This is a genomic window from Microlunatus kandeliicorticis, assembly GCF_014137855.1.
Taxonomy (GTDB): domain Bacteria; phylum Actinomycetota; class Actinomycetes; order Propionibacteriales; family Propionibacteriaceae; genus Microlunatus; species Microlunatus kandeliicorticis.
The window spans coordinates 122,803-138,371 of the sequence record NZ_JACGWT010000001.1; the positions used below are offsets into that span (position 1 = coordinate 122,803).

General features: G+C 71.7%; 25 protein-coding genes. 12 read left to right on the forward strand and 13 right to left on the reverse strand.

Translation table 11 applies throughout. From position 1 onward, the window contains the following. The first annotated feature begins 60 nt into the window (after window positions 1–60). On the forward strand, window positions 61–438 hold the full coding sequence (locus FHX74_RS00590) for a VOC family protein (protein ID WP_182558164.1): 378 nt from the start codon (window positions 61–63) through the stop codon (window positions 436–438). A gap of 31 nt (window positions 439–469) precedes the next feature. Here FHX74_RS00590 and FHX74_RS00595 read toward each other — a convergent pair whose 3' ends face one another. Together FHX74_RS00595 and FHX74_RS00600 are read right to left on the reverse strand one after the other, a co-directional pair. Continuing rightward, window positions 470–1,261: an SDR family oxidoreductase gene (locus FHX74_RS00595; protein ID WP_182558165.1), complete on the reverse strand. Its 792-nt coding sequence runs from the start codon at window positions 1,259–1,261 to the stop codon at window positions 470–472. Between the two features lie 54 nt (window positions 1,262–1,315). Further along, window positions 1,316–1,675: a nuclear transport factor 2 family protein gene (locus FHX74_RS00600; RefSeq protein ID WP_182558166.1), complete on the reverse strand. Its 360-nt coding sequence runs from the start codon at window positions 1,673–1,675 to the stop codon at window positions 1,316–1,318. A 78-nt stretch (window positions 1,676–1,753) separates the two neighbouring features. Here FHX74_RS00600 and FHX74_RS00605 point away from each other — a divergent pair, with 78 nt between their 5' ends. Next, window positions 1,754–2,548 (forward strand): MerR family transcriptional regulator, encoded by a 795-nt coding sequence (locus FHX74_RS00605; RefSeq protein ID WP_182558167.1) that lies wholly within the window; start codon window positions 1,754–1,756, stop codon window positions 2,546–2,548. Window positions 2,549–2,567: 19 nt separating this feature from the next. Here FHX74_RS00605 and FHX74_RS00610 read toward each other — a convergent pair whose 3' ends face one another. Both FHX74_RS00610 and FHX74_RS00615 read right to left on the reverse strand, forming a co-directional pair. Beyond that, window positions 2,568–3,254: a class I SAM-dependent methyltransferase gene (locus FHX74_RS00610; RefSeq protein WP_182558168.1), complete on the reverse strand. Its 687-nt coding sequence runs from the start codon at window positions 3,252–3,254 to the stop codon at window positions 2,568–2,570. 106 nt (window positions 3,255–3,360) lie between these two features. Then, on the reverse strand, window positions 3,361–3,750 hold the full coding sequence (locus FHX74_RS00615; RefSeq protein ID WP_182558169.1) for a hypothetical protein: 390 nt from the start codon (window positions 3,748–3,750) through the stop codon (window positions 3,361–3,363). Between the two features lie 149 nt (window positions 3,751–3,899). Between FHX74_RS00615 and FHX74_RS00620 the strand changes: the two genes are divergently transcribed. Then, window positions 3,900–4,469 (forward strand): GNAT family N-acetyltransferase, encoded by a 570-nt coding sequence (locus FHX74_RS00620; protein ID WP_182558170.1) that lies wholly within the window; start codon window positions 3,900–3,902, stop codon window positions 4,467–4,469. 26 nt (window positions 4,470–4,495) lie between these two features. On the opposite strand, the gene FHX74_RS00625 is transcribed toward FHX74_RS00620, so the two are convergent. Next, on the reverse strand, window positions 4,496–5,128 hold the full coding sequence (locus FHX74_RS00625) for an MBL fold metallo-hydrolase (RefSeq protein WP_328823544.1): 633 nt from the start codon (window positions 5,126–5,128) through the stop codon (window positions 4,496–4,498). After that, window positions 5,125–5,721, reverse strand: a complete 597-nt coding sequence (locus FHX74_RS00630) for a dihydrofolate reductase family protein (protein WP_220483356.1) — start codon at window positions 5,719–5,721, stop codon at window positions 5,125–5,127. The genes FHX74_RS00625 and FHX74_RS00630 overlap by 4 nt, the downstream gene beginning before the upstream one ends. Window positions 5,722–5,789: 68 nt before the next feature. On the opposite strand from FHX74_RS00630, the gene FHX74_RS00635 reads away from it, so the two are divergent. The 5 genes from FHX74_RS00635 (at window position 5,790) to FHX74_RS00655 (ending at window position 8,767) form a co-directional block, all read left to right on the forward strand. Next, window positions 5,790–6,293: a winged helix-turn-helix transcriptional regulator gene (locus FHX74_RS00635; RefSeq protein WP_182558171.1), complete on the forward strand. Its 504-nt coding sequence runs from the start codon at window positions 5,790–5,792 to the stop codon at window positions 6,291–6,293. A 55-nt stretch (window positions 6,294–6,348) separates the two neighbouring features. Continuing rightward, on the forward strand, window positions 6,349–7,131 hold the full coding sequence (locus FHX74_RS00640) for a MerR family transcriptional regulator (RefSeq protein WP_182558884.1): 783 nt from the start codon (window positions 6,349–6,351) through the stop codon (window positions 7,129–7,131). After that, the gene (locus FHX74_RS00645; RefSeq protein ID WP_182558172.1) at window positions 7,128–7,523 is read left to right on the forward strand and encodes a VOC family protein; all 396 of its coding nucleotides are present in this window, start codon (window positions 7,128–7,130) and stop codon (window positions 7,521–7,523) included. Before FHX74_RS00640 ends, FHX74_RS00645 begins: the two co-directional genes overlap by 4 nt. Before the next feature lie 85 nt (window positions 7,524–7,608). Beyond that, on the forward strand, window positions 7,609–7,839 hold the full coding sequence (locus tag FHX74_RS00650; protein WP_182558173.1) for a hypothetical protein: 231 nt from the start codon (window positions 7,609–7,611) through the stop codon (window positions 7,837–7,839). A gap of 19 nt (window positions 7,840–7,858) precedes the next feature. Then, a complete protein-coding gene (locus FHX74_RS00655; RefSeq protein WP_182558174.1) occupies window positions 7,859–8,767 on the forward strand; it encodes a phosphotransferase family protein in 909 nt (302 codons plus the stop codon). 45 nt (window positions 8,768–8,812) lie between these two features. Here FHX74_RS00655 and FHX74_RS00660 read toward each other — a convergent pair whose 3' ends face one another. Further along, window positions 8,813–9,358 carry a hypothetical protein gene (locus FHX74_RS00660; RefSeq protein WP_182558175.1) on the reverse strand — a complete coding sequence of 182 codons (546 nt, stop codon included), beginning with the start codon at window positions 9,356–9,358 and terminating at the stop codon, window positions 8,813–8,815. Between the two features lie 127 nt (window positions 9,359–9,485). On the opposite strand from FHX74_RS00660, the gene FHX74_RS00665 reads away from it, so the two are divergent. The 3 genes from FHX74_RS00665 (at window position 9,486) to FHX74_RS00675 (ending at window position 11,834) form a co-directional block, all read left to right on the forward strand. Beyond that, the gene (locus FHX74_RS00665; RefSeq protein ID WP_182558176.1) at window positions 9,486–10,316 is read left to right on the forward strand and encodes an oxidoreductase; all 831 of its coding nucleotides are present in this window, start codon (window positions 9,486–9,488) and stop codon (window positions 10,314–10,316) included. A 67-nt stretch (window positions 10,317–10,383) separates the two neighbouring features. Continuing rightward, window positions 10,384–11,271, forward strand: a complete 888-nt coding sequence (locus tag FHX74_RS00670; RefSeq protein WP_182558177.1) for an aminoglycoside phosphotransferase family protein — start codon at window positions 10,384–10,386, stop codon at window positions 11,269–11,271. Next, window positions 11,268–11,834: an NUDIX domain-containing protein gene (locus FHX74_RS00675; RefSeq protein WP_220483358.1), complete on the forward strand. Its 567-nt coding sequence runs from the start codon at window positions 11,268–11,270 to the stop codon at window positions 11,832–11,834. Before FHX74_RS00670 ends, FHX74_RS00675 begins: the two co-directional genes overlap by 4 nt. Before the next feature lie 78 nt (window positions 11,835–11,912). Here the strand turns inward: FHX74_RS00675 and FHX74_RS00680 are convergent, their stop codons facing one another. The 6 genes from FHX74_RS00680 to FHX74_RS00705 form a co-directional block, all read right to left on the reverse strand. Beyond that, the gene (locus tag FHX74_RS00680; RefSeq protein WP_182558178.1) at window positions 11,913–12,743 is read right to left on the reverse strand and encodes a phytanoyl-CoA dioxygenase family protein; all 831 of its coding nucleotides are present in this window, start codon (window positions 12,741–12,743) and stop codon (window positions 11,913–11,915) included. 83 nt (window positions 12,744–12,826) lie between these two features. Continuing rightward, the gene (locus FHX74_RS00685; RefSeq protein WP_182558179.1) at window positions 12,827–13,105 is read right to left on the reverse strand and encodes a hypothetical protein; all 279 of its coding nucleotides are present in this window, start codon (window positions 13,103–13,105) and stop codon (window positions 12,827–12,829) included. Then, window positions 13,105–13,338 carry a hypothetical protein gene (locus FHX74_RS00690; protein ID WP_182558180.1) on the reverse strand — a complete coding sequence of 78 codons (234 nt, stop codon included), beginning with the start codon at window positions 13,336–13,338 and terminating at the stop codon, window positions 13,105–13,107. The genes FHX74_RS00685 and FHX74_RS00690 overlap by 1 nt, the downstream gene beginning before the upstream one ends. A 143-nt stretch (window positions 13,339–13,481) precedes the next feature. Next, window positions 13,482–13,973 carry an SRPBCC domain-containing protein gene (locus FHX74_RS00695; RefSeq protein WP_182558181.1) on the reverse strand — a complete coding sequence of 164 codons (492 nt, stop codon included), beginning with the start codon at window positions 13,971–13,973 and terminating at the stop codon, window positions 13,482–13,484. Beyond that, window positions 13,970–14,287: an ArsR/SmtB family transcription factor gene (locus tag FHX74_RS00700; protein ID WP_182558182.1), complete on the reverse strand. Its 318-nt coding sequence runs from the start codon at window positions 14,285–14,287 to the stop codon at window positions 13,970–13,972. The genes FHX74_RS00695 and FHX74_RS00700 overlap by 4 nt, the downstream gene beginning before the upstream one ends. A gap of 51 nt (window positions 14,288–14,338) precedes the next feature. Beyond that, on the reverse strand, window positions 14,339–14,869 hold the full coding sequence (locus FHX74_RS00705; protein ID WP_328823545.1) for a Chromate resistance protein ChrB: 531 nt from the start codon (window positions 14,867–14,869) through the stop codon (window positions 14,339–14,341). A gap of 334 nt (window positions 14,870–15,203) precedes the next feature. On the opposite strand from FHX74_RS00705, the gene FHX74_RS00710 reads away from it, so the two are divergent. Next, window positions 15,204–15,479, forward strand: coding sequence for a GlsB/YeaQ/YmgE family stress response membrane protein (locus FHX74_RS00710; RefSeq protein ID WP_182558184.1), 276 nt, complete (start codon window positions 15,204–15,206; stop codon window positions 15,477–15,479). Window positions 15,480–15,569 lie beyond the last annotated feature (90 nt).

Below are 15,569 nucleotides of genomic sequence, written 5' to 3' on the forward strand. Positions count from 1 at the left end.
GTCGAGTCCGTCCGGGGCCACGGTGGTAGACAGAACCCGATCAGCTTCGAGGAGGGTGCGATGAAGATCATCCGACGCATCACCGTGTTCGACGCCGCGGACGTCGAACGGGAGAGCAGCTTCTGGGCCGGACTGCTGGGTGGCACCGTGCACCGCGACGACGACTGGCACAGCATCGTCGTCGACGGGGAGTGGATCATGGGCGTCCAGCAGGCGCCGAACCACGTCCCGCCGCAGTGGCCCGACGGCCCGCAGCAGCAGCAGGTCCACCTCGACCTGCACGTCGACGACCTCGAGGCCGCGGGCCGGCGCGCGCTCGAGTTCGGCGGCCGTCAGCTGCAGTCGGTCCGCGCTCCTGCGGACAACCCCGACGGCGACGAGCGGTTCGCCGTCTGGGCCAGTCCGGCCGGGCACCCGTTCTGCTTCGGGTCGCACTGACGCCGCCGGGCGCCCGGCCCCGGCCGCGTTCTCACACCGTGGGGACCGTCCCGCCGTCGATCACGTACTCGGCACCGACGATCGCGCCGGCCCGGTCCGACACCAGGAAGCCGATCAGGTCGGCGATCTCCTGGGTGGTCGCGAAGCGTCCGAGCGGCACCCCGCCGAGGGAGTCGAAGATCGTCTGCCGGGCCTGGTCGCGGGTGAGGCCGTTGCCCTCGGCGATCCGGTCGACAAACTGCTCGTAGCCCAGGGTCTGGATCCCACCGGGGCTGACCGTGTTGACCCGGACGCCGCGCGGGGCGAGCTCGTTGGCCAGACCCTTGCTGTACGTCCGCAGGGCGGCCTTCGCGGCGGCGTACGGCAGGGTCGCCTCGTGCAGCGGCTGCTGGCGCTGGATCGAGCCGACGTGGACCACGACCCCCGACCCGGCCGCGACCATGGCGGGCAGCAGGGCCCGGTCGAGCCGGACCGCGCCGAGCAGGTTGAGGTGGAGCTCGGTCAGCCAGTGCTCCTCGGTCGCGGCTGCGAAGCCGCCCGGCGGCGTCGAGGAGCCACCGACGACGTGCACGAGGACGTCGAGGGCGCCGCCGCCCTCGTCGGCGATGCGGGTGGCGACGGACTCGGCCCCGGCCAGCGTCGAGGTGTCGGCCGCGACGAACCGGTCGGGGTGCGGGTAGCCCGCCGGCATCGTGCGGGCCGACACCCAGACGTCGGCCCCCAGCTCACGCAGCCGGTGGGCGACGGCCTCGCCGGCCCCTTTGGTGCCGCCGGTGACCAGGGCTCTGCGGCCGTCGAGACGGTCCGGGTCTGCGTTCGTCACTGTTCTCTCCTCCGTGTGTGTTGCAGGTGTGGGTGGTGCAGGCGGTGGTGCGGATCAGGCCTCGTGATTGGCGATCACGAGCTCGGCGATGCGGTCGTCGCGCAGCGTGAACCGGTAGTCGAGGTCGGCGAGGCCGCCCGGGAACGTCCCCTCGAGCCGCAGGGTGACCACCCAGTGGGTGTCGTCGATGCGGCGGGAGCCGATCTGCTCGGTGGTGTAGCTGAACTCGGCGCCGGCGTCGCGGAGGAACGCGTGGATGTCGTCGTGGCCGCGGAAGGTCTCGCCCTGATCGACGACGACGGCGTCGTCGGCGACGAACCGCATCGCCGTGTCGGCGTCGTGGACGATCGAGGCGGCGAGGAAGTCGCGCAGCGGGGTCGGGATCGGATCGGTCGGACGGTCGGTGTGGGTCATGCGAGGAGCGTGTGGCCTCGCCGCGACAGAGGGTCAAGCGTTGGACTCTCCCCCGGGGGGAACGTCCAGACTGCAGAGGTGCTGACCATCGGTGAGTTCTCGCGGCTGACCCAGCTGAGCGTGCGGACGCTGCGGCGCTACCACGAGGGCGCCCTGCTCGAGCCGGCCGTGGTGGACGAGGCCACCGGCTACCGCTACTACAGCCTCGACCAGATCCCCACCGCACAGGTGATCCACCGGCTGCGCGAGCTCGACGTCCCGCTCGGCGACGTGCAGCGGATCCTCCGCACGCCGGATCCGGAGGTCCGCGCCGGGCTGGTCGCCGACCATCTGCAACGGCTGGAGGCCGAGCTGGACCGCACGCGGGCCGCCGTCGTCTCGCTGCGTCGGCTGCTGCGACCCGACCCCGCACCGATCGCGGTGGAGCTCCGCGCCGAACCCGCCCGGACGGTGGCGGCGGTCGAGGCGGTGGTGCGACACGGTGACGTGGCGTCCTGGTTCGCGGGCGCGATGGCCGAGCTCGGAGCCGCCGTCGGCACGGCGGTCACCGGCCCGCCCGGGGGGACCTTCGAGAACGCGCTGTTCGAGCAGGAACGCGGACGGGCGCTCGTCTATCTGCCGACCGACGCGCCGCCCCGCACCGGACGCGTCCACCCGGTCACCCTGCCCGCGGTCGAGCTGGCGGTGACCACCCACGTCGGCGAGCACGACGGGGTCGAGGTGACCTACGGGCAGTTCGGCACCTGGGTTATCGAGAACGCGATGTCCGTGGCCGGGCCGGTGCGCGAGCGCTATCTGGTCGGCCCCGCGGACGCCGAGGACCCCGAGGCGTGGCGCACCGAGATCGGTTGGCCGGTCTTCCGCGTCTCCTGAAGGCTTTCGTCGCGGGACCTCAGCGACGGAGAACGAAGCCGAGTTGCAAGCCGTCGCTCTCGAGCACCTCAGGTTCGGCCAGGACGGCGATCTCGTCGAGGAGCTGGTCGCGGGTGAACCAGTGGACGAAGCCAGCCCCGGCACTGAAGGTGTCCAGAGGTTCCAACGCGTCGAACCGCGCCGCGGCCGCGCGGTGTTCGGCGTCTCCGTCGAGTGCGGCCCGCGCCTCTGCCTCCGACGAGACGACGTGCGAGGTGAGCGCCAGGATCCCGCCGGGGCGCAGCAGCTCCCACAACCTCGTCAGGTAGTTCTTCCGCAGGTCCGCTCCCGGCAGGTAGCCGTATTGCTTGCAGGACAGGATGGCGTCGAACGAGGCTGCGGTGAAGGGCATCTCTGTACCCGACACCTGGACCAGGCTCACACGGGTGCCCGCCGCTGTTGCCCAGGCCCGGGCTTCGTCGAGCATCCGGCGACTGACGTCGGTGCCGGTGACCCGATACCCCTGGCGGGCGAGCGGTACGGCGATGCGTCCGGCGCCACATCCGACGTCGAGGACATCGGCGGGAGGTGCCGGGAACCTGTTCAGCACTCTCGACTCGAGAGGCGTTGGACCGTGGGCGGCTTCGGCGCGGTAGTGCTCGACCTGATCATCGCGGTCGAACCAGTCGCGCGCCGTGGCGAGGAGTTGCTCGTCCTGGGGCCGCACGAGAATCGATGCTAGGACCTCCTGACCCCGCACACTGCGGGATCCGACGCCCGGGACCGCGCGGTTCACCGTCCGCGGAGTCGACGAGAGTGCGTCCTCGGGCTGACTAGTCGGTCGTCGCGTCGTCCCGGACCTTCGGCCGCTGACGGCGGGCCAGGACGATCAACGCGACGAGCAGGCCGAGCTGGATGCCGACCGTCGAGACCGAGAGGATGCGGTCGGCCACGGGTAGCCGATGGGTGAGCAGATCGAGCCGGGCGCCGACGACGACCACGGTGGCCGCGGACACCGGGGCCAACAGCCCCCACAGCCGAATCCCGGCGCGGTACGCCCAGGGGAGGACCGCCAGCTCGATCGCGACGACGGCGTCCGACAGGAGCGGTGTCGTGCCGCGGAACGGTGCGCTGCCGGTCCTCGTCGAGACGAAGACGACGATCCCGATCGTCAGGATCAGGACCGCGGCTCCCGCGCTGATCACCCGGTCGGCTCCGCTCACGGGCGGAGCCTGGGACTCCACCAACCGCGTCGTGGCCCGACGGTGCGAATCCGGTGCCGACGTCAGTGCCGACCCCTACGGTGGGAGCCGTGCCGGTCCTCCTCGCCGGCGACAGGTCCTCGTCCCCGAGTTGATCATGGGAGGCAGTCGTGCAGGACGGCCGGACGGTGCGGGCGCTCGACCCGTCGACGTGGGAGGCGTTCGACGAGCTGTGCGCCAGCAGCAACGGATATCCCAGCGGGTGCTACTGCTTGGGGATGCACGCCGAAGGACTCACCCGCAGTGCTCAGGCGAATCGCGAGCGCAAGCACGAGCGCGTGCTCGACGGCAGCACCCACGCTGCGCTGGTCTTCGACGGCGAGCTCTGCGTCGGTTGGTGCCAGTTCGGGTCGCCGGCCGAAATCGTCCGGATCAAGAACCGGAGGGAGTACGACAAGCAGCAGCCCGCCGTCGCGCCCGACTGGCGGATCGGCTGCAACTACGTCCGCGCCGGCCACCGCCGGCAGGGAGTGGCGACGGACGCGCTCGCGGGGGCGCTGCAGCTGATCGCCGCCATGGGCGGCGGGCGGGTGGAGGGCTACCCCGAGCCTGCCGACGCCGTCCCGGCCGGCTTCCTGTTCCACGGCGCGCTGTCGACCTTCGAGCGGCACGGCTTCACCCGAGACCGGCTGATCGGCAAGCACCGATGGCTGGTGACGCGGGACGTCGATCCGGGCTGACCCGCGCCGATGCCGTCCACCCCGCGTCAACCCCGGGCGTCGCAAGGCGGTCGCCACGGCTCGCGCTGGTGCGCCAACCAGGCCAGCTTCGGCCGAAGATCACGGACCCGTCGTTGTCCGGGTGTCCGCGGTGCGTCGAGGTCATGCGAGGTGATCGCGAGGTCTCCGACGACCACGACCGGACCTCCGCTGTCCTCAACCAGGACGATCTGCGACCCGTCGGTGTGGCCGGGTGCAGCCAGCAACCGCAGCCCCGGAAACAGCTCGACGTCGCCGTCGACCGGCACGTACTCGACTCCGGGTGCCTCGACCCAGGCACGGATCGTGTAGTCGTCACCGGCCAGGGCGTCGTCGAGCTCGCGGCGCTGGACGTAGATCGGCTTGCCGGCGAAGAGATGGTTCCCACCGCAGTGGTCCCAGTGCAGGTGGGTGTTGACGACGATGTCGATGGCGTCGGGATCGAGGTCGTCCGGCGCCACCGCATGCAGCCGCGGGTCCATGTCGGCGACCAAGGGATGCAGCTGGGTCACGCCGGTGTCCACGAGGATCGTCGCAGCCGGGTGTTCGATGACGTGGACGATGACCGGCATCCGCTCGTCGCCCGCGAGCAGGTCCGCAACCTGGACCGGCCTGATCCTGATCAGAGTCGCGCCGTTCACCGGTCGGCCCTCCGCAGCAGCGGGCGGACCGCGTAGCGCTGCATGACCACGCCCGATCCGAAGGACTTCAGCTCGAGCAGGTCGAGGTCGAGCGGGTCGAGATCGCCGTCGAACAGGGGCCGTCCGAAGCCGAGCACAGCCGGGTGGACGAAGAGCATCAGCTCGTCGAGCAGATCGGCGCGAAGCAGCTGGGTGGCGACGTCCGCGCCTCCGACCCCGATGTCTCCCTCGGTCTCGGCGCGGAGGCTGGCGAGCCGGCCGATCGCCTCCTCCCCGCCGACAACGCGGGTGTTGTGGCCCGCCTCCCGGCGCGAGCGGCTCAGCAGCACCTTGGGCTTCGACGTCCAGATGGCGCCGTACTCGCGCAGCACGTCGGGGAGTGACTCGTCGTCGATCGCCCGGGGCCAGTACTGCTCCATGATCTCGTAGACGACCCTGCCCTGAACCATGATCGCGAGGCTCTGTGCACGGGCGTTGAACTCCCGGTGCAGCTCCTCGTCGATGCGCAGCCATTCGCCGGCACCGTGATCACCCGGGACCTGTTCGATCCGCAGGTCCAGCGACACGTTCATCCAGTAGACGAACCGACCCACTGGCTCCTCCTAGTGCTTGCAATTTGCAATCACTATAGTGAGGGCGAATCGGCTGTCAAGGAGAAACCGTGGATGCTCGGTCGGGCTGCCCGATCAACGCCGCCGTCGAATTGTTCGGTGATCGCTGGACACTGCTCGTGCTGCGGGACGTGATGTTCGACGACCGTCGTTACTTCCGTGCGCTGTTGGCAGGGTCCGCCGAGGGCATCGCCACCAACATCCTCTCCGACCGACTCGTCCGCCTGGTCGAGGCCGGACTGCTCAGCCGGGGCACGGCAGCGCGTGGGCAGCGTGCGCGCTACAGCCTCACCGAGGCGGGGATCCAGACGCTGCCGATCATCGTGGCTCTGGGGGACTGGGGAATCGCCTGGCGACCCTGCCGTGAACGGCTCCGCGCGCGCCAGCAGTTCCTCCGCGACGGTGGACCCGCCCTGATCGAGGAGGTGATGGACGAGTTGCGGGCTCGACACCTCTCTGCCACGGCGAAACCTGCGCACGAGGAGCCGTCCACGGATCGCTCGCGACTCGCCCAGCTCGCGTCGTTCCAGGATGACGCCGCGGAGCCCGGCTGAACCGATGCTTGCTCCTCACGTCGCGTCAGGTCCTAGCGTCGTCGTCGTGGAGCTCATGATCGGCGAGGTCGCCGCCCGGACCGGCGTCACCGAGCGCACGCTGCGCTACTACGAGGAGCTCGGGCTGCTCGCACCGGCGCGGGACGACGGCGGTCGTCGGCGCTACAGCCACGCTGTCCTCGACCGGCTCTACCGGATCCGGCTGCTCCGCCGGCTCGGCACCCGGCTCGGGGATCTCGATCCGGACGCCGCCGACCTGCGGTCGCTCACCCGCCGGCACCTGGCCGAGCTCGACGCCCGGCTCGCCGAGCTGGCCCGCCAGCGCGAGCGGGTCAGGGCAGTCGAGGACCGCTTGCTCGACGGTACGGCGCCGAGCGACGAGGCGCTGCTCGATCTGCTGTCCGGCCTGGGCGGCGACGAGGCGACGCCGACCCGCCGGATCACCCTGCTGGCCTATCGCGACCTCGCCGCGGCCCACTCCTGGCTGATCGAGGTGTTCGGGCTCGCTCCCGGGCCGGTCAGCCGTCACGACGGACAGGTCGTCCACGCCGAGGTCTTCGCCGGCGACGGCGTGATCTGGCTGCACCGCGAGGCCCCCGAGCACCGGCTGGTGCCGCCGCTCGCCCTGAACGGGTTCTGCACCGCCGCGCTCGCCGTCCACGTCGACGACGTCGACACCCACCACGCCCGTGCCGTCGCGGCCGGTGCGGTGATCACCCAGCCGCCGACCGACCAGGCCTACGGCTACCGCGAATACAGCGTCCTCGACCCGGAGGGCCACCTCTGGTCGTTCCAGACGCCGCTGCCCGAACCGCACCACCTCGAGGAGGACCGATGAGCGAACTGACTCCGTACATCTGCGTCAACGACTCGCGCGCCGCGATCGACTGGTACCGCGACGTGCTCGGTGCCGAGCTGACCGTCGAGCCGATCGTGATGGACGACGGCGCGGTCGGCCACTGCGAGCTCTCCGTCGGCGGAGCGCGCTGGATGATGTCCGACGCGTTCGCCTCCGCCGACGTCGCCCCGCCCGATCCGCGGCGCGGGGCGTGCGTCACCCTGCACCTCGGCGTCGACGACGTCGACCTGGTCGCCGCGCGGGTGGTGGCGTCCGGGCAGACGCTGGCCCGCGGGCCGGAGGACACTCCGGGGGTCGGTCGGGTCGCCGTGTTCCGGGACCCGTTCGGCCACCGCTGGTTCCTCAACCAGCCGCTCCCGGCCGCAGGCTGAGGCTCGCACCGGGTTCGTCCCGCGTGCAGGCCGGGGTGGTCCGGTGTTCACCCGACGGTCACGCCGGGCGCCTAGCTTCGTCGACGTGACACACGTCTACGCCGTGGCCAGCGAGCTCGAGGCCGCCCGGGCCAGCTACTGCCTGGGCACGCACCGCCGGCCGGTCACCCGGCACGCCGGCGTGGACGGGACGGTGCTGGTCGCCGTCGAGGGCTGCCCACTGCCGGAGACGATCGCCGACGCGCTGCGGGTCGCGGCACCGTCGGCGCGGCTGAGCTTCGTCTCGTCGGACGCGGTGGCGCGGACGCGTTCCTGACCACGTCCAGACTGGAGCCGTGGCGGAGGACGAGCGGACGATCTACGGCTACGACCTGGCACCGGACCTCCGGGTGGCGCTGACCGCGCCGGCGCCGGCCGAGGCGATCGCCTGGGTCGAGGACGTCGTCGGCGCCTCGGTGCTGGACCAGCGTGCGCTGCTCGGGGGGACGTCCTCGGCGATCCACCTGGTGACGACCACCGCAGCGCCGCCGCGTGACCGCCTGGTGCTCCGCCGGTACGTGCTCGACTGGGTCCGCGAGGAGCCGGAGATCCCCGGCAACGAGGCGCTGGCCCTCCGTCTGGTCGGCGCGGGTGCGGCAGGCGTCCCGGCGCCCGAGCTGCTGGCCAGCGAGCCGGAGGGAGCGCGACTGGGCTGTCCGGTGACGCTGATGACGGCGCTCCCGGGAACTCCGGTCTGGGACCCGCCGGACCGGACCGCCTGGCTGCGGGCACTGGCCGAGCTGGCGGTCCGGATCCACGCCATCCCGGTCTCTCCCGCGCTGTCGGACTGGGCGCCCTACGCCCCGGCTGCCCGGACGCCGCCGGCCTGGAGCCGTCATCCCGAGGCCTGGCTCACCGCCTATGCGCTCTGGGACGGGCCGACGCCACCGAGCGACCGGGTGTTCCTGCACCGCGACTTCCACCCGGGCAACGTGCTCTGGGCCGACGGCGTGATCACCGGCGTGGTCGACTGGACCTCGACCTGCGCCGGTCCTCCGGAAGAGGACATCGGGCACTGCCGCGCCGACCTGGCGATCCGGCTCGGCCAGGACTGGGCAGACGAGTTCCTGGCGCTGTGGCAGCAGCGGACCGGCACGCGGGACTACCACCCCTACTGGGACCTGACGAACGTGGTCTCGTTCGACCACGACCGTCCCGAGCCGCGGCTCGACGCCTTCGTCGCCGCGGCCGCCGCCCGGCTCTGAGCATCCGGGTGAACATGATCAGAGCCGATGATCAAGGAACGGTGATCAACCGCGCTGGTCAGGCGGGACGCCGAACTGACGGCGCCACCAGAGCAGGCCGAGGCCGGCGAGTCCGAGGGCGGCACCCATCTCGGCCAAGCCACGCAGCAGCGGCCAGTAGGTGCCCTGGGACTCGACGTCGGCACGGGCCATGGCGACGTAGGAACCGTCGTCGCGCTCCAGGTAGAGCACTTCGAACGGCGCCACGTAACCCGTGAGGGGCGTGGCGGGCTGCCAGCCCGGTGCGGGCGGCCGCTTCAGGGCGTCGAAATCCGTCCCCGGTCGCCTGATGTCGTCGAGGTAGACGAGGTTCGGCCGCCGGCCGATGCGGACCCGCACCTGTTCGAGGGTCAGACCCTTGCCCTGCTCGAGGTAGACCAGCGAGGCGGTCGCCGTCGCGGAGTGTCCGGAGTCGCGCAGCTCCCGAGCCGGTTGAATGTCTTGGGCACCGGTGATCGTCGTCGGCAAACCACTCACGCCGAGCACCCAGGCGCCGACCAGCGCGGCCGGGGCGAAGGCCGCGGCCGCGAAGCGGCGGATCTCTGAGGGCACGTGCCAGTGTGACCTGGCGCTCGGGTCACCGCCTAGGGTCGTGACGTCGGACTTCGTGCACCTGCGAGGTCCGCCCTGCGCTCGATCCCGATCATCCGGGCCTCATCCCCGACACGGAGGACCTCCCATGGCCACCTGGCTCATCACCGGCTGCTCGACCGGGCTCGGACGCGCGTTCGCCGAGGCGACCCTCGAGCGCGGCCACCGGGTCGTGGTCACCGCCCGCGATCCGGAATCGGTGCGCGACCTGGCCGACCGCTACCCCGAGACGGCGCTCGCCACCGCGCTCGACGTCACCGACGACGCGCAGGTGGCGGCTGCTGTGGCCGCCGCGGAGGAACGTTTCGGCGCAGTCGATGTGTTGGTGAACAACGCCGGGTACGGCTACCGCGCGGCGGTCGAGGAGGGCGAGGACGACGCGGTCCGCCGGCTCTTCGAGACCCACGTGTTCGGCACCGTCCGGACGATCAAGGCCGTGCTGCCGGCGATGCGGGCGCGCCGGTCCGGGACGATCGTCAACCTGTCGTCGATCGGCGCCCGGATCTGTCCCGAGGGGTCGGGCTACTACGCCGCGGTCAAGGCGGCGGTCGAGGCCCTGACCGCCTCGCTGCGCAAGGAGGTCGCTCCGCTCGGCATCGCCGCGATGGTGGTCGAACCGGGCGCGTTCCGCACCGACTTCGCCGGCCGGTCGCTGACCCAGTCCGCCGAACCGATCGCCGACTACGCCGAGACGGCGGGCCGTCGTCGCAAGGAGCACGACACCGTCCACGGCCACCAGAAGGGCGACCCGGCCGAGGCGGCGCGGGCCCTGATCGAGGCGGTCGAGTCCGAGGACCCGCCGTACCTGCTGCTGCTCGGCAACGACGCGTCCGACGCCTTCCGGCACGTGCTCGACGGCCTGCGGACCGAGATCGACCAGTGGGAGACGCTCAGCCGGGGCACCGACTTCGCCGACTGAGCAGGGGAGTCGCCCTTGCCGCGGGAATCGGCTAGCAACGCGGACGCCGACCTGGCACGGTGTCGGCGTGATCGCGATCGACGAGGCCCTGGTGCGGCGGCTGGTCGCCGACCAGTTCCCCGAGTGGGCCGGGCTGCCGGTGCGCTCGGTGCCGCGCCAGGGCTGGGACAACCGCACCTTCCGGCTGGGCGACCAGCTCACCGTCCGGCTGCCGAGCGCGGCCGGGTACGTCGCCGCGGTGGCCAAGGAGGACCGCTGGCTGCCCGAGCTCGCGCCGCTGCTGCCGGTGCCGATCCCGACGCCGGTGGCGGTGGGAGAGCCCGCTCACGGCTATCCCTTCCCCTGGTCGGTGCGGCGCTGGCTCGACGGTCGGCCGCTCGACGCCACCGCACCCGCCAGCCGGTCGGCCCTCGCCGCCGCGATCGGGGACTTCCTGGTCGCGCTGCGCGGCGTCCGGCTGCCCGGAGCGCCGGTCGGCCCGCTGGCCGGGGCGCACAGCTTCTTCCGCGGCTGCCACCCCGGTGCGTACGCCGACGAGGTGCAGCGCGCGCTCGAGACGCTCGGCAGCCGGGTGGACTCCGCCGCCTGCTGGCGGATCTGGCGCGAGGGGATGGTCACCGTGTGGACCGACGACCCGGTGTGGTTCCACGGTGACGTCGCGGTCGGGAACATCCTGCTCGACGAGGCGGGCGCGCTCGGGGCCATGATCGACTTCGGCACCTGCGGGGTCGGTGATCCGGCCTGTGACCTGCAGATCGCCTGGACCTACTTCGACGGCCCGGACCGCCGCGTGCTGCGCGAGCACGCCGCGCTCGACGACGACTGCTGGCGGCGCGCCCGGGCCTGGGCGCTGTGGAAGGAGCTGATCACGGTGGATCCTGTCGCGCTCGACCGATCTGACGGGACGCCGGTGCTCCGCGCCCTCCTCGACGACCCGGTGGTGACCGCGTCGTGACGGCCGGACCGGGTGCGGACCGGGCGATCCTCGACCACCTGCTCGACGCGCTGCGGCAGCTGCCGACCTCCCCGGACCGCGACCGCTATCTCGGTTTCCTCGCGGAACAGGGCACCGACGCGCTCCGCCGCGACGGGGGCCCCGAGCACGTCACCGCGTCCTGCTTCGTGCTGTGTCCGGAGCTCGACCGGGTGCTGCTCTGCTATCACCGCAAGGGACGCTTCTGGGTCCAGTTCGGCGGCCACCTCGAGCCGGAGGACCGCGACGTCGCCGAGGCCGCTCGACGCGAGGCGCGGGAGGAGTCCGGGCTCGCCGACCTCGAGCTGGCGTCGCCCGACATCGTCGACCTCGACCGCCACGACCTCGGCCCCGGGTTTGCCTGCCGGGCGCACTGGGACCTCGGCTTCGTCGCGTTCGCCTCACCGGCCGCGGAGACGACGGTCAGCGCCGAGAGCGAGGACGTCGGCTGGTTCGGGATCGCCGCGCTGCCGCCGGAGATCCCGAGCGGGTTCGCCAACCGGCTGCAGACGGTCGTGGACCGGATGCGTCACCGCCCAGTCTGATCAAGACCTGATGATCACGACCTGATGATCAACGCCCGATGACCAACGGGTGAGGATCAACAGGTGATCGGGCCCCGATCACCAGTCGTCCACGCCGAAGAGCTTGCGACCGAGCTCGCCCATCGCCTCGGTCTGGTGCGTGTTGTAGGCCCCCGGGGCCGGCTTGGCTCCGGCGCCCCAGGTCTGGTCCTCGCGAACCCAGCGGACGAAGTAGGCGACCCGGGTGGTCGGGTTCCGGTTGTGCGAGGCGCCGTGCGGCATCAGGTGGTGCAGCAGCGCGAAGTCGCCGGCCTCGCCGGTGATCTCGATGCTCTCCATGTCCTCGATCCGCTTCCAGTTCTCGCGCAGGTGACGGCCGCCGGGACCGTGCGCCTTCGCCTCCTCGGCCACCCGACGGTGCCCGCCGGGCACGACGTGGATGCCGCCGCCGCCCGGCTCGACGTCGGTCAGGTAGTAGCAGCCACCCACCTGGAGCTCGGCCGGCTCGAAGGTGAAGTCGTCGGCCGTGTTGGGCACCGAGGCGTCGATGTGCAGCGTCTGGCTCAACGCGGTGTCTCGGTGCGCGTCGTTGCGGAGGGTGATCCCGATCGAGCCGTCGAGCACCCGGAGCTTCGGGGACCCGAGCAGCTGGCTCGCCGCGGCGTAGAGCGTCGGGTTGGCCATCAGCGGGATCAGGTCGGGGGTGTCGAAGGTGTGGTTGCCGGCGGAGTACATCGGCTTGATCCGGCCGTCGTGCGAGCCCCAGGTCGCCGGCAGCTCGAGGGTCGGCGGCACCAGCGAGAGGATCTGCTGGCGGTAGTGCTCGGCCTCGGCCCGGGACAGCGCTCCCTTGACCACGACATAGCCGAGTTCGTCGAACTGCTCGAGATCGGACGTTGACAGGACCGGACGGGCGTCGGTGATCGTCATGTCCCCACGCTAGGCCGGGTCACCCGAGCGGCGGAAGGGGGTCGGGAAAGCCCTTGCGCACGGGTTGCCGGTCGCCCGCGGATTCAGCAGCGGCCGGGTGCGAAGACGAGGTGCTCGCCGGTCACGGTGGTGAAGGTCGCCTGCGGTTCCCCGGTGCCGGTCACGAATCCGACCGACCGGATGCCGGTGGTGCGGGCGTCGGGGTCGACGGAGGCGTAGACGACGCCGTCGTAGCGGAACTGCGGCCGCCCGCACACCCCCAGTCCGACCTGGACGACGTGGTCGCGCAGCAGCACGACCGGGACGCCGAGGACGACGAGGACGGTCAGCGCGGCCGCGCGGACCCCGCGATGGGCGGCCATCAGCGTCGCCGGTTGGGCCAGGTCCTGAGGTCGGCACGGAAGATGAAGAACGCGTTGCCGCCGAGCGCGAGGAACTCCACTCCGACCAGGAAAGGCAGCGGAGCCGTCGTCCACGCCGCACCTCGCGTCGCGAAGCAGAGGACGATCAGGACGACCATCGACACGGCCACGGCCATCAGCACAGCGAGCGCGATCTTCTGCCCGAGGGGAACGGCGCGCACCAGCGTCAGCATCGGATCCTCCTGATGTACGGCTGAGTCGCACGCTAGTCCAGTGCCGCCATCCCGTCACCCGGTACCGAGGCTCGTGATGCAGAACGTGCGCTGAGCTTGTCGAAGCGCCGGCACGCCCTTCGACAGGCTCAGGGCACCGTGGGTCAGCGCACCGGCTCGCGGCGGTAATCCTCGATCAGCGCCGACCAGCGGGCGCCGAGGTCACAGCGATCGCCGCTGGCGAGGGTGGCGGCCAGGTCCTCGAGGTGCACCTGCCAGCCGGCGCCGTAGGCGGGCAGCTCGTCGACGGGCAGGTCGTACTCCTCGATGATCAAGCGGCAGCGGTCGCCGTCGGGGACCAGGGTCGCCTCGAGACGGTGGTCCTCGGCTTCGCCGTCCTCGCGGGTGACCAGCACCAGTCGGCGTGGCGGTTCGCAGACCTCGACCCGGCCGGTGCCCGCCCAGCCGCTGGTGAAAACGGCGCGGAACGTCCCGTCCGGTCGCAGGTCGCCCTCCACCTCGGCGATCCAGCGGGCGAGCCGCTCGGGCCGCGTGCAGGCGTCCCAGAGGTCCGCGGCGTCGGTGGTGAAGACGTCGTCCACCCGCACCGAGCCCCGGCCGTCGGTTCCTTCGTGCAACGAGGCGGTCAACTTCATCGTCGTTCCTTCTTCCCTCGGGCGATCTCGGTCTGTAGGGCCGCCATCCGGCCCTGCCACAGTGCGCGGTACCCGTCCAGCCACTGGTCGACCTCGGCCAGCGGATCGGTGCGCAGGCTGTAGATCCGGCGCTGCGCCTCCTGACGGACGTCGACCAGGCCGGCCTCGCGGAGCACGCGCAGGTGCCGGGACACCCCGGGACGGGCGATCGGCAGCGCGTCGGCGAGCTCGCCGGCCGTCGCCGGGTGGTCACGCAGGATCTCCAGCACGGTGCGACGGCTCGGATCGGCCAGGGCCTGCAGCACGGCGTCCACCGCCGCAAAGTAACCGATCAGGTACGTAACCGCAAGGGTACCTAGCGGCGATCAGTCACCGGTCGTCGGTGAGCCCACGGCGGTGTAGACCTGCTCGGCGTAGCTGTCGAAGGTCGCCTCGCACTGCTTGAGCTGCTCGGCGGCCGAGCTCGCCCCTGGGGTGCCGAGCACGTCGCGGCGCCGGAGATCGCGGTACCAGCGCCGGAGCCGATCGAGGCTCTGCTCCTCCTCCTCGAGCTCACCGAGGGTGAACTTCCGGATCCGCTGCTCCTTGGCGATCTCCTCGAGGTACTTGTCGCAGTCCGCCTCGAACTCGGTCCACTCGTCCCGTCGGGCGTCGTGGTAGCGCTGCAGCAACCGCTCGGCGTCCCGCGGTGCGTAGCCGCTCGCCCCCAGGGCCACCAGTGACCCGCCGGCCCGGTCGGTGAGCTCGCGGACCCGGTCGAGCAGCGGGCCACCGGCCGGCACGTCGGGCATCGCCCAGGTCGAGGTGCCGATCAGGATGGCCCCGGCGCGGCGGAGCTCCCGCCAGACCGCCATCCGGTGCCGGGCCGGCTCGTTGGGCAGTCGCGCCAGCAGCACCAGCCAGCGCACAGGTTCGTCCGGGCGCCTACTTGTCACGGCCGTCACCAGCCCCTAGGTTTCGATCACGAGGTACGACGACCCGCCGACCGGTCCATCCGGGCGGTGGGAAGACGGGCGAACCGGCCACCGGCTTGCTCGCCCCGCATGTCGATCGATGATGCACCGCCCCCGGTCGTCGATCCAACCGCCCGGCCGAACACCGTGCCGGGCACCGCAAGATCGAACCGGCAGCGAAGGGACCCCAGCACGACGGGCGTCCGCCTGTCGTCGTTCCGCGTCCCCGGACTGCATCCACGCGCGGCCCGACCGGCCGCCGACACAGGAGGTCCTGATGGGCACCATCATCGGTTACATCGTCATCGGCCTGATCGCCGGAGCCATCGCCAAGGCGATCCTGCCCGGCCGCCAAGGGGGCGGGATCATCGTCACGATGCTCCTCGGCATCGTCGGGGCCCTGCTCGGCGGCTTCCTCGGCGGCGCGCTCTTCGGGGTCAAGTACGACAAGATCTTCAGCTTCCAGGGCCTCATCACGGCGGTCGTCGGTGCCCTGATCGTGTTGATCATCTACGGCTTCATCCGCCGCCGGACCGGTGGCTCGCGCGCCTGAGGCATCACGACGTCCGTCGCTCGGCCACGCGTTCCGTCCGGGGGGTTCCGGCGGGTCGGGCGGGGCGACGGCGCAGAGATCGGCGCGGGG

Excerpts from the sequence above, each read along its gene's own strand:
- FHX74_RS00590 (WP_182558164.1), top strand. The coding sequence starts at position 61 with ATGAAGATCATCCGACGCATCACCGTGTTCGACGCCGCGGACGTCGAA.
- FHX74_RS00600 (WP_182558166.1), bottom strand. The coding sequence starts at position 1,675 with ATGACCCACACCGACCGTCCGACCGATCCGATCCCGACCCCGCTGCGC.
- FHX74_RS00640 (WP_182558884.1), top strand. The coding sequence starts at position 6,349 with ATGATCGGCGAGGTCGCCGCCCGGACCGGCGTCACCGAGCGCACGCTG.
- FHX74_RS00645 (WP_182558172.1), top strand. The coding sequence starts at position 7,128 with ATGAGCGAACTGACTCCGTACATCTGCGTCAACGACTCGCGCGCCGCG.
- FHX74_RS00665 (WP_182558176.1), top strand. The coding sequence starts at position 9,486 with ATGGCCACCTGGCTCATCACCGGCTGCTCGACCGGGCTCGGACGCGCG.
- FHX74_RS00680 (WP_182558178.1), bottom strand. The coding sequence starts at position 12,743 with ATGACGATCACCGACGCCCGTCCGGTCCTGTCAACGTCCGATCTCGAG.
- FHX74_RS00685 (WP_182558179.1), bottom strand. The coding sequence starts at position 13,105 with ATGGCCGCCCATCGCGGGGTCCGCGCGGCCGCGCTGACCGTCCTCGTC.
- FHX74_RS00690 (WP_182558180.1), bottom strand. The coding sequence starts at position 13,338 with ATGCTGACGCTGGTGCGCGCCGTTCCCCTCGGGCAGAAGATCGCGCTC.
- FHX74_RS00695 (WP_182558181.1), bottom strand. The coding sequence starts at position 13,973 with ATGAAGTTGACCGCCTCGTTGCACGAAGGAACCGACGGCCGGGGCTCG.
- FHX74_RS00710 (WP_182558184.1), top strand. The coding sequence starts at position 15,204 with ATGGGCACCATCATCGGTTACATCGTCATCGGCCTGATCGCCGGAGCC.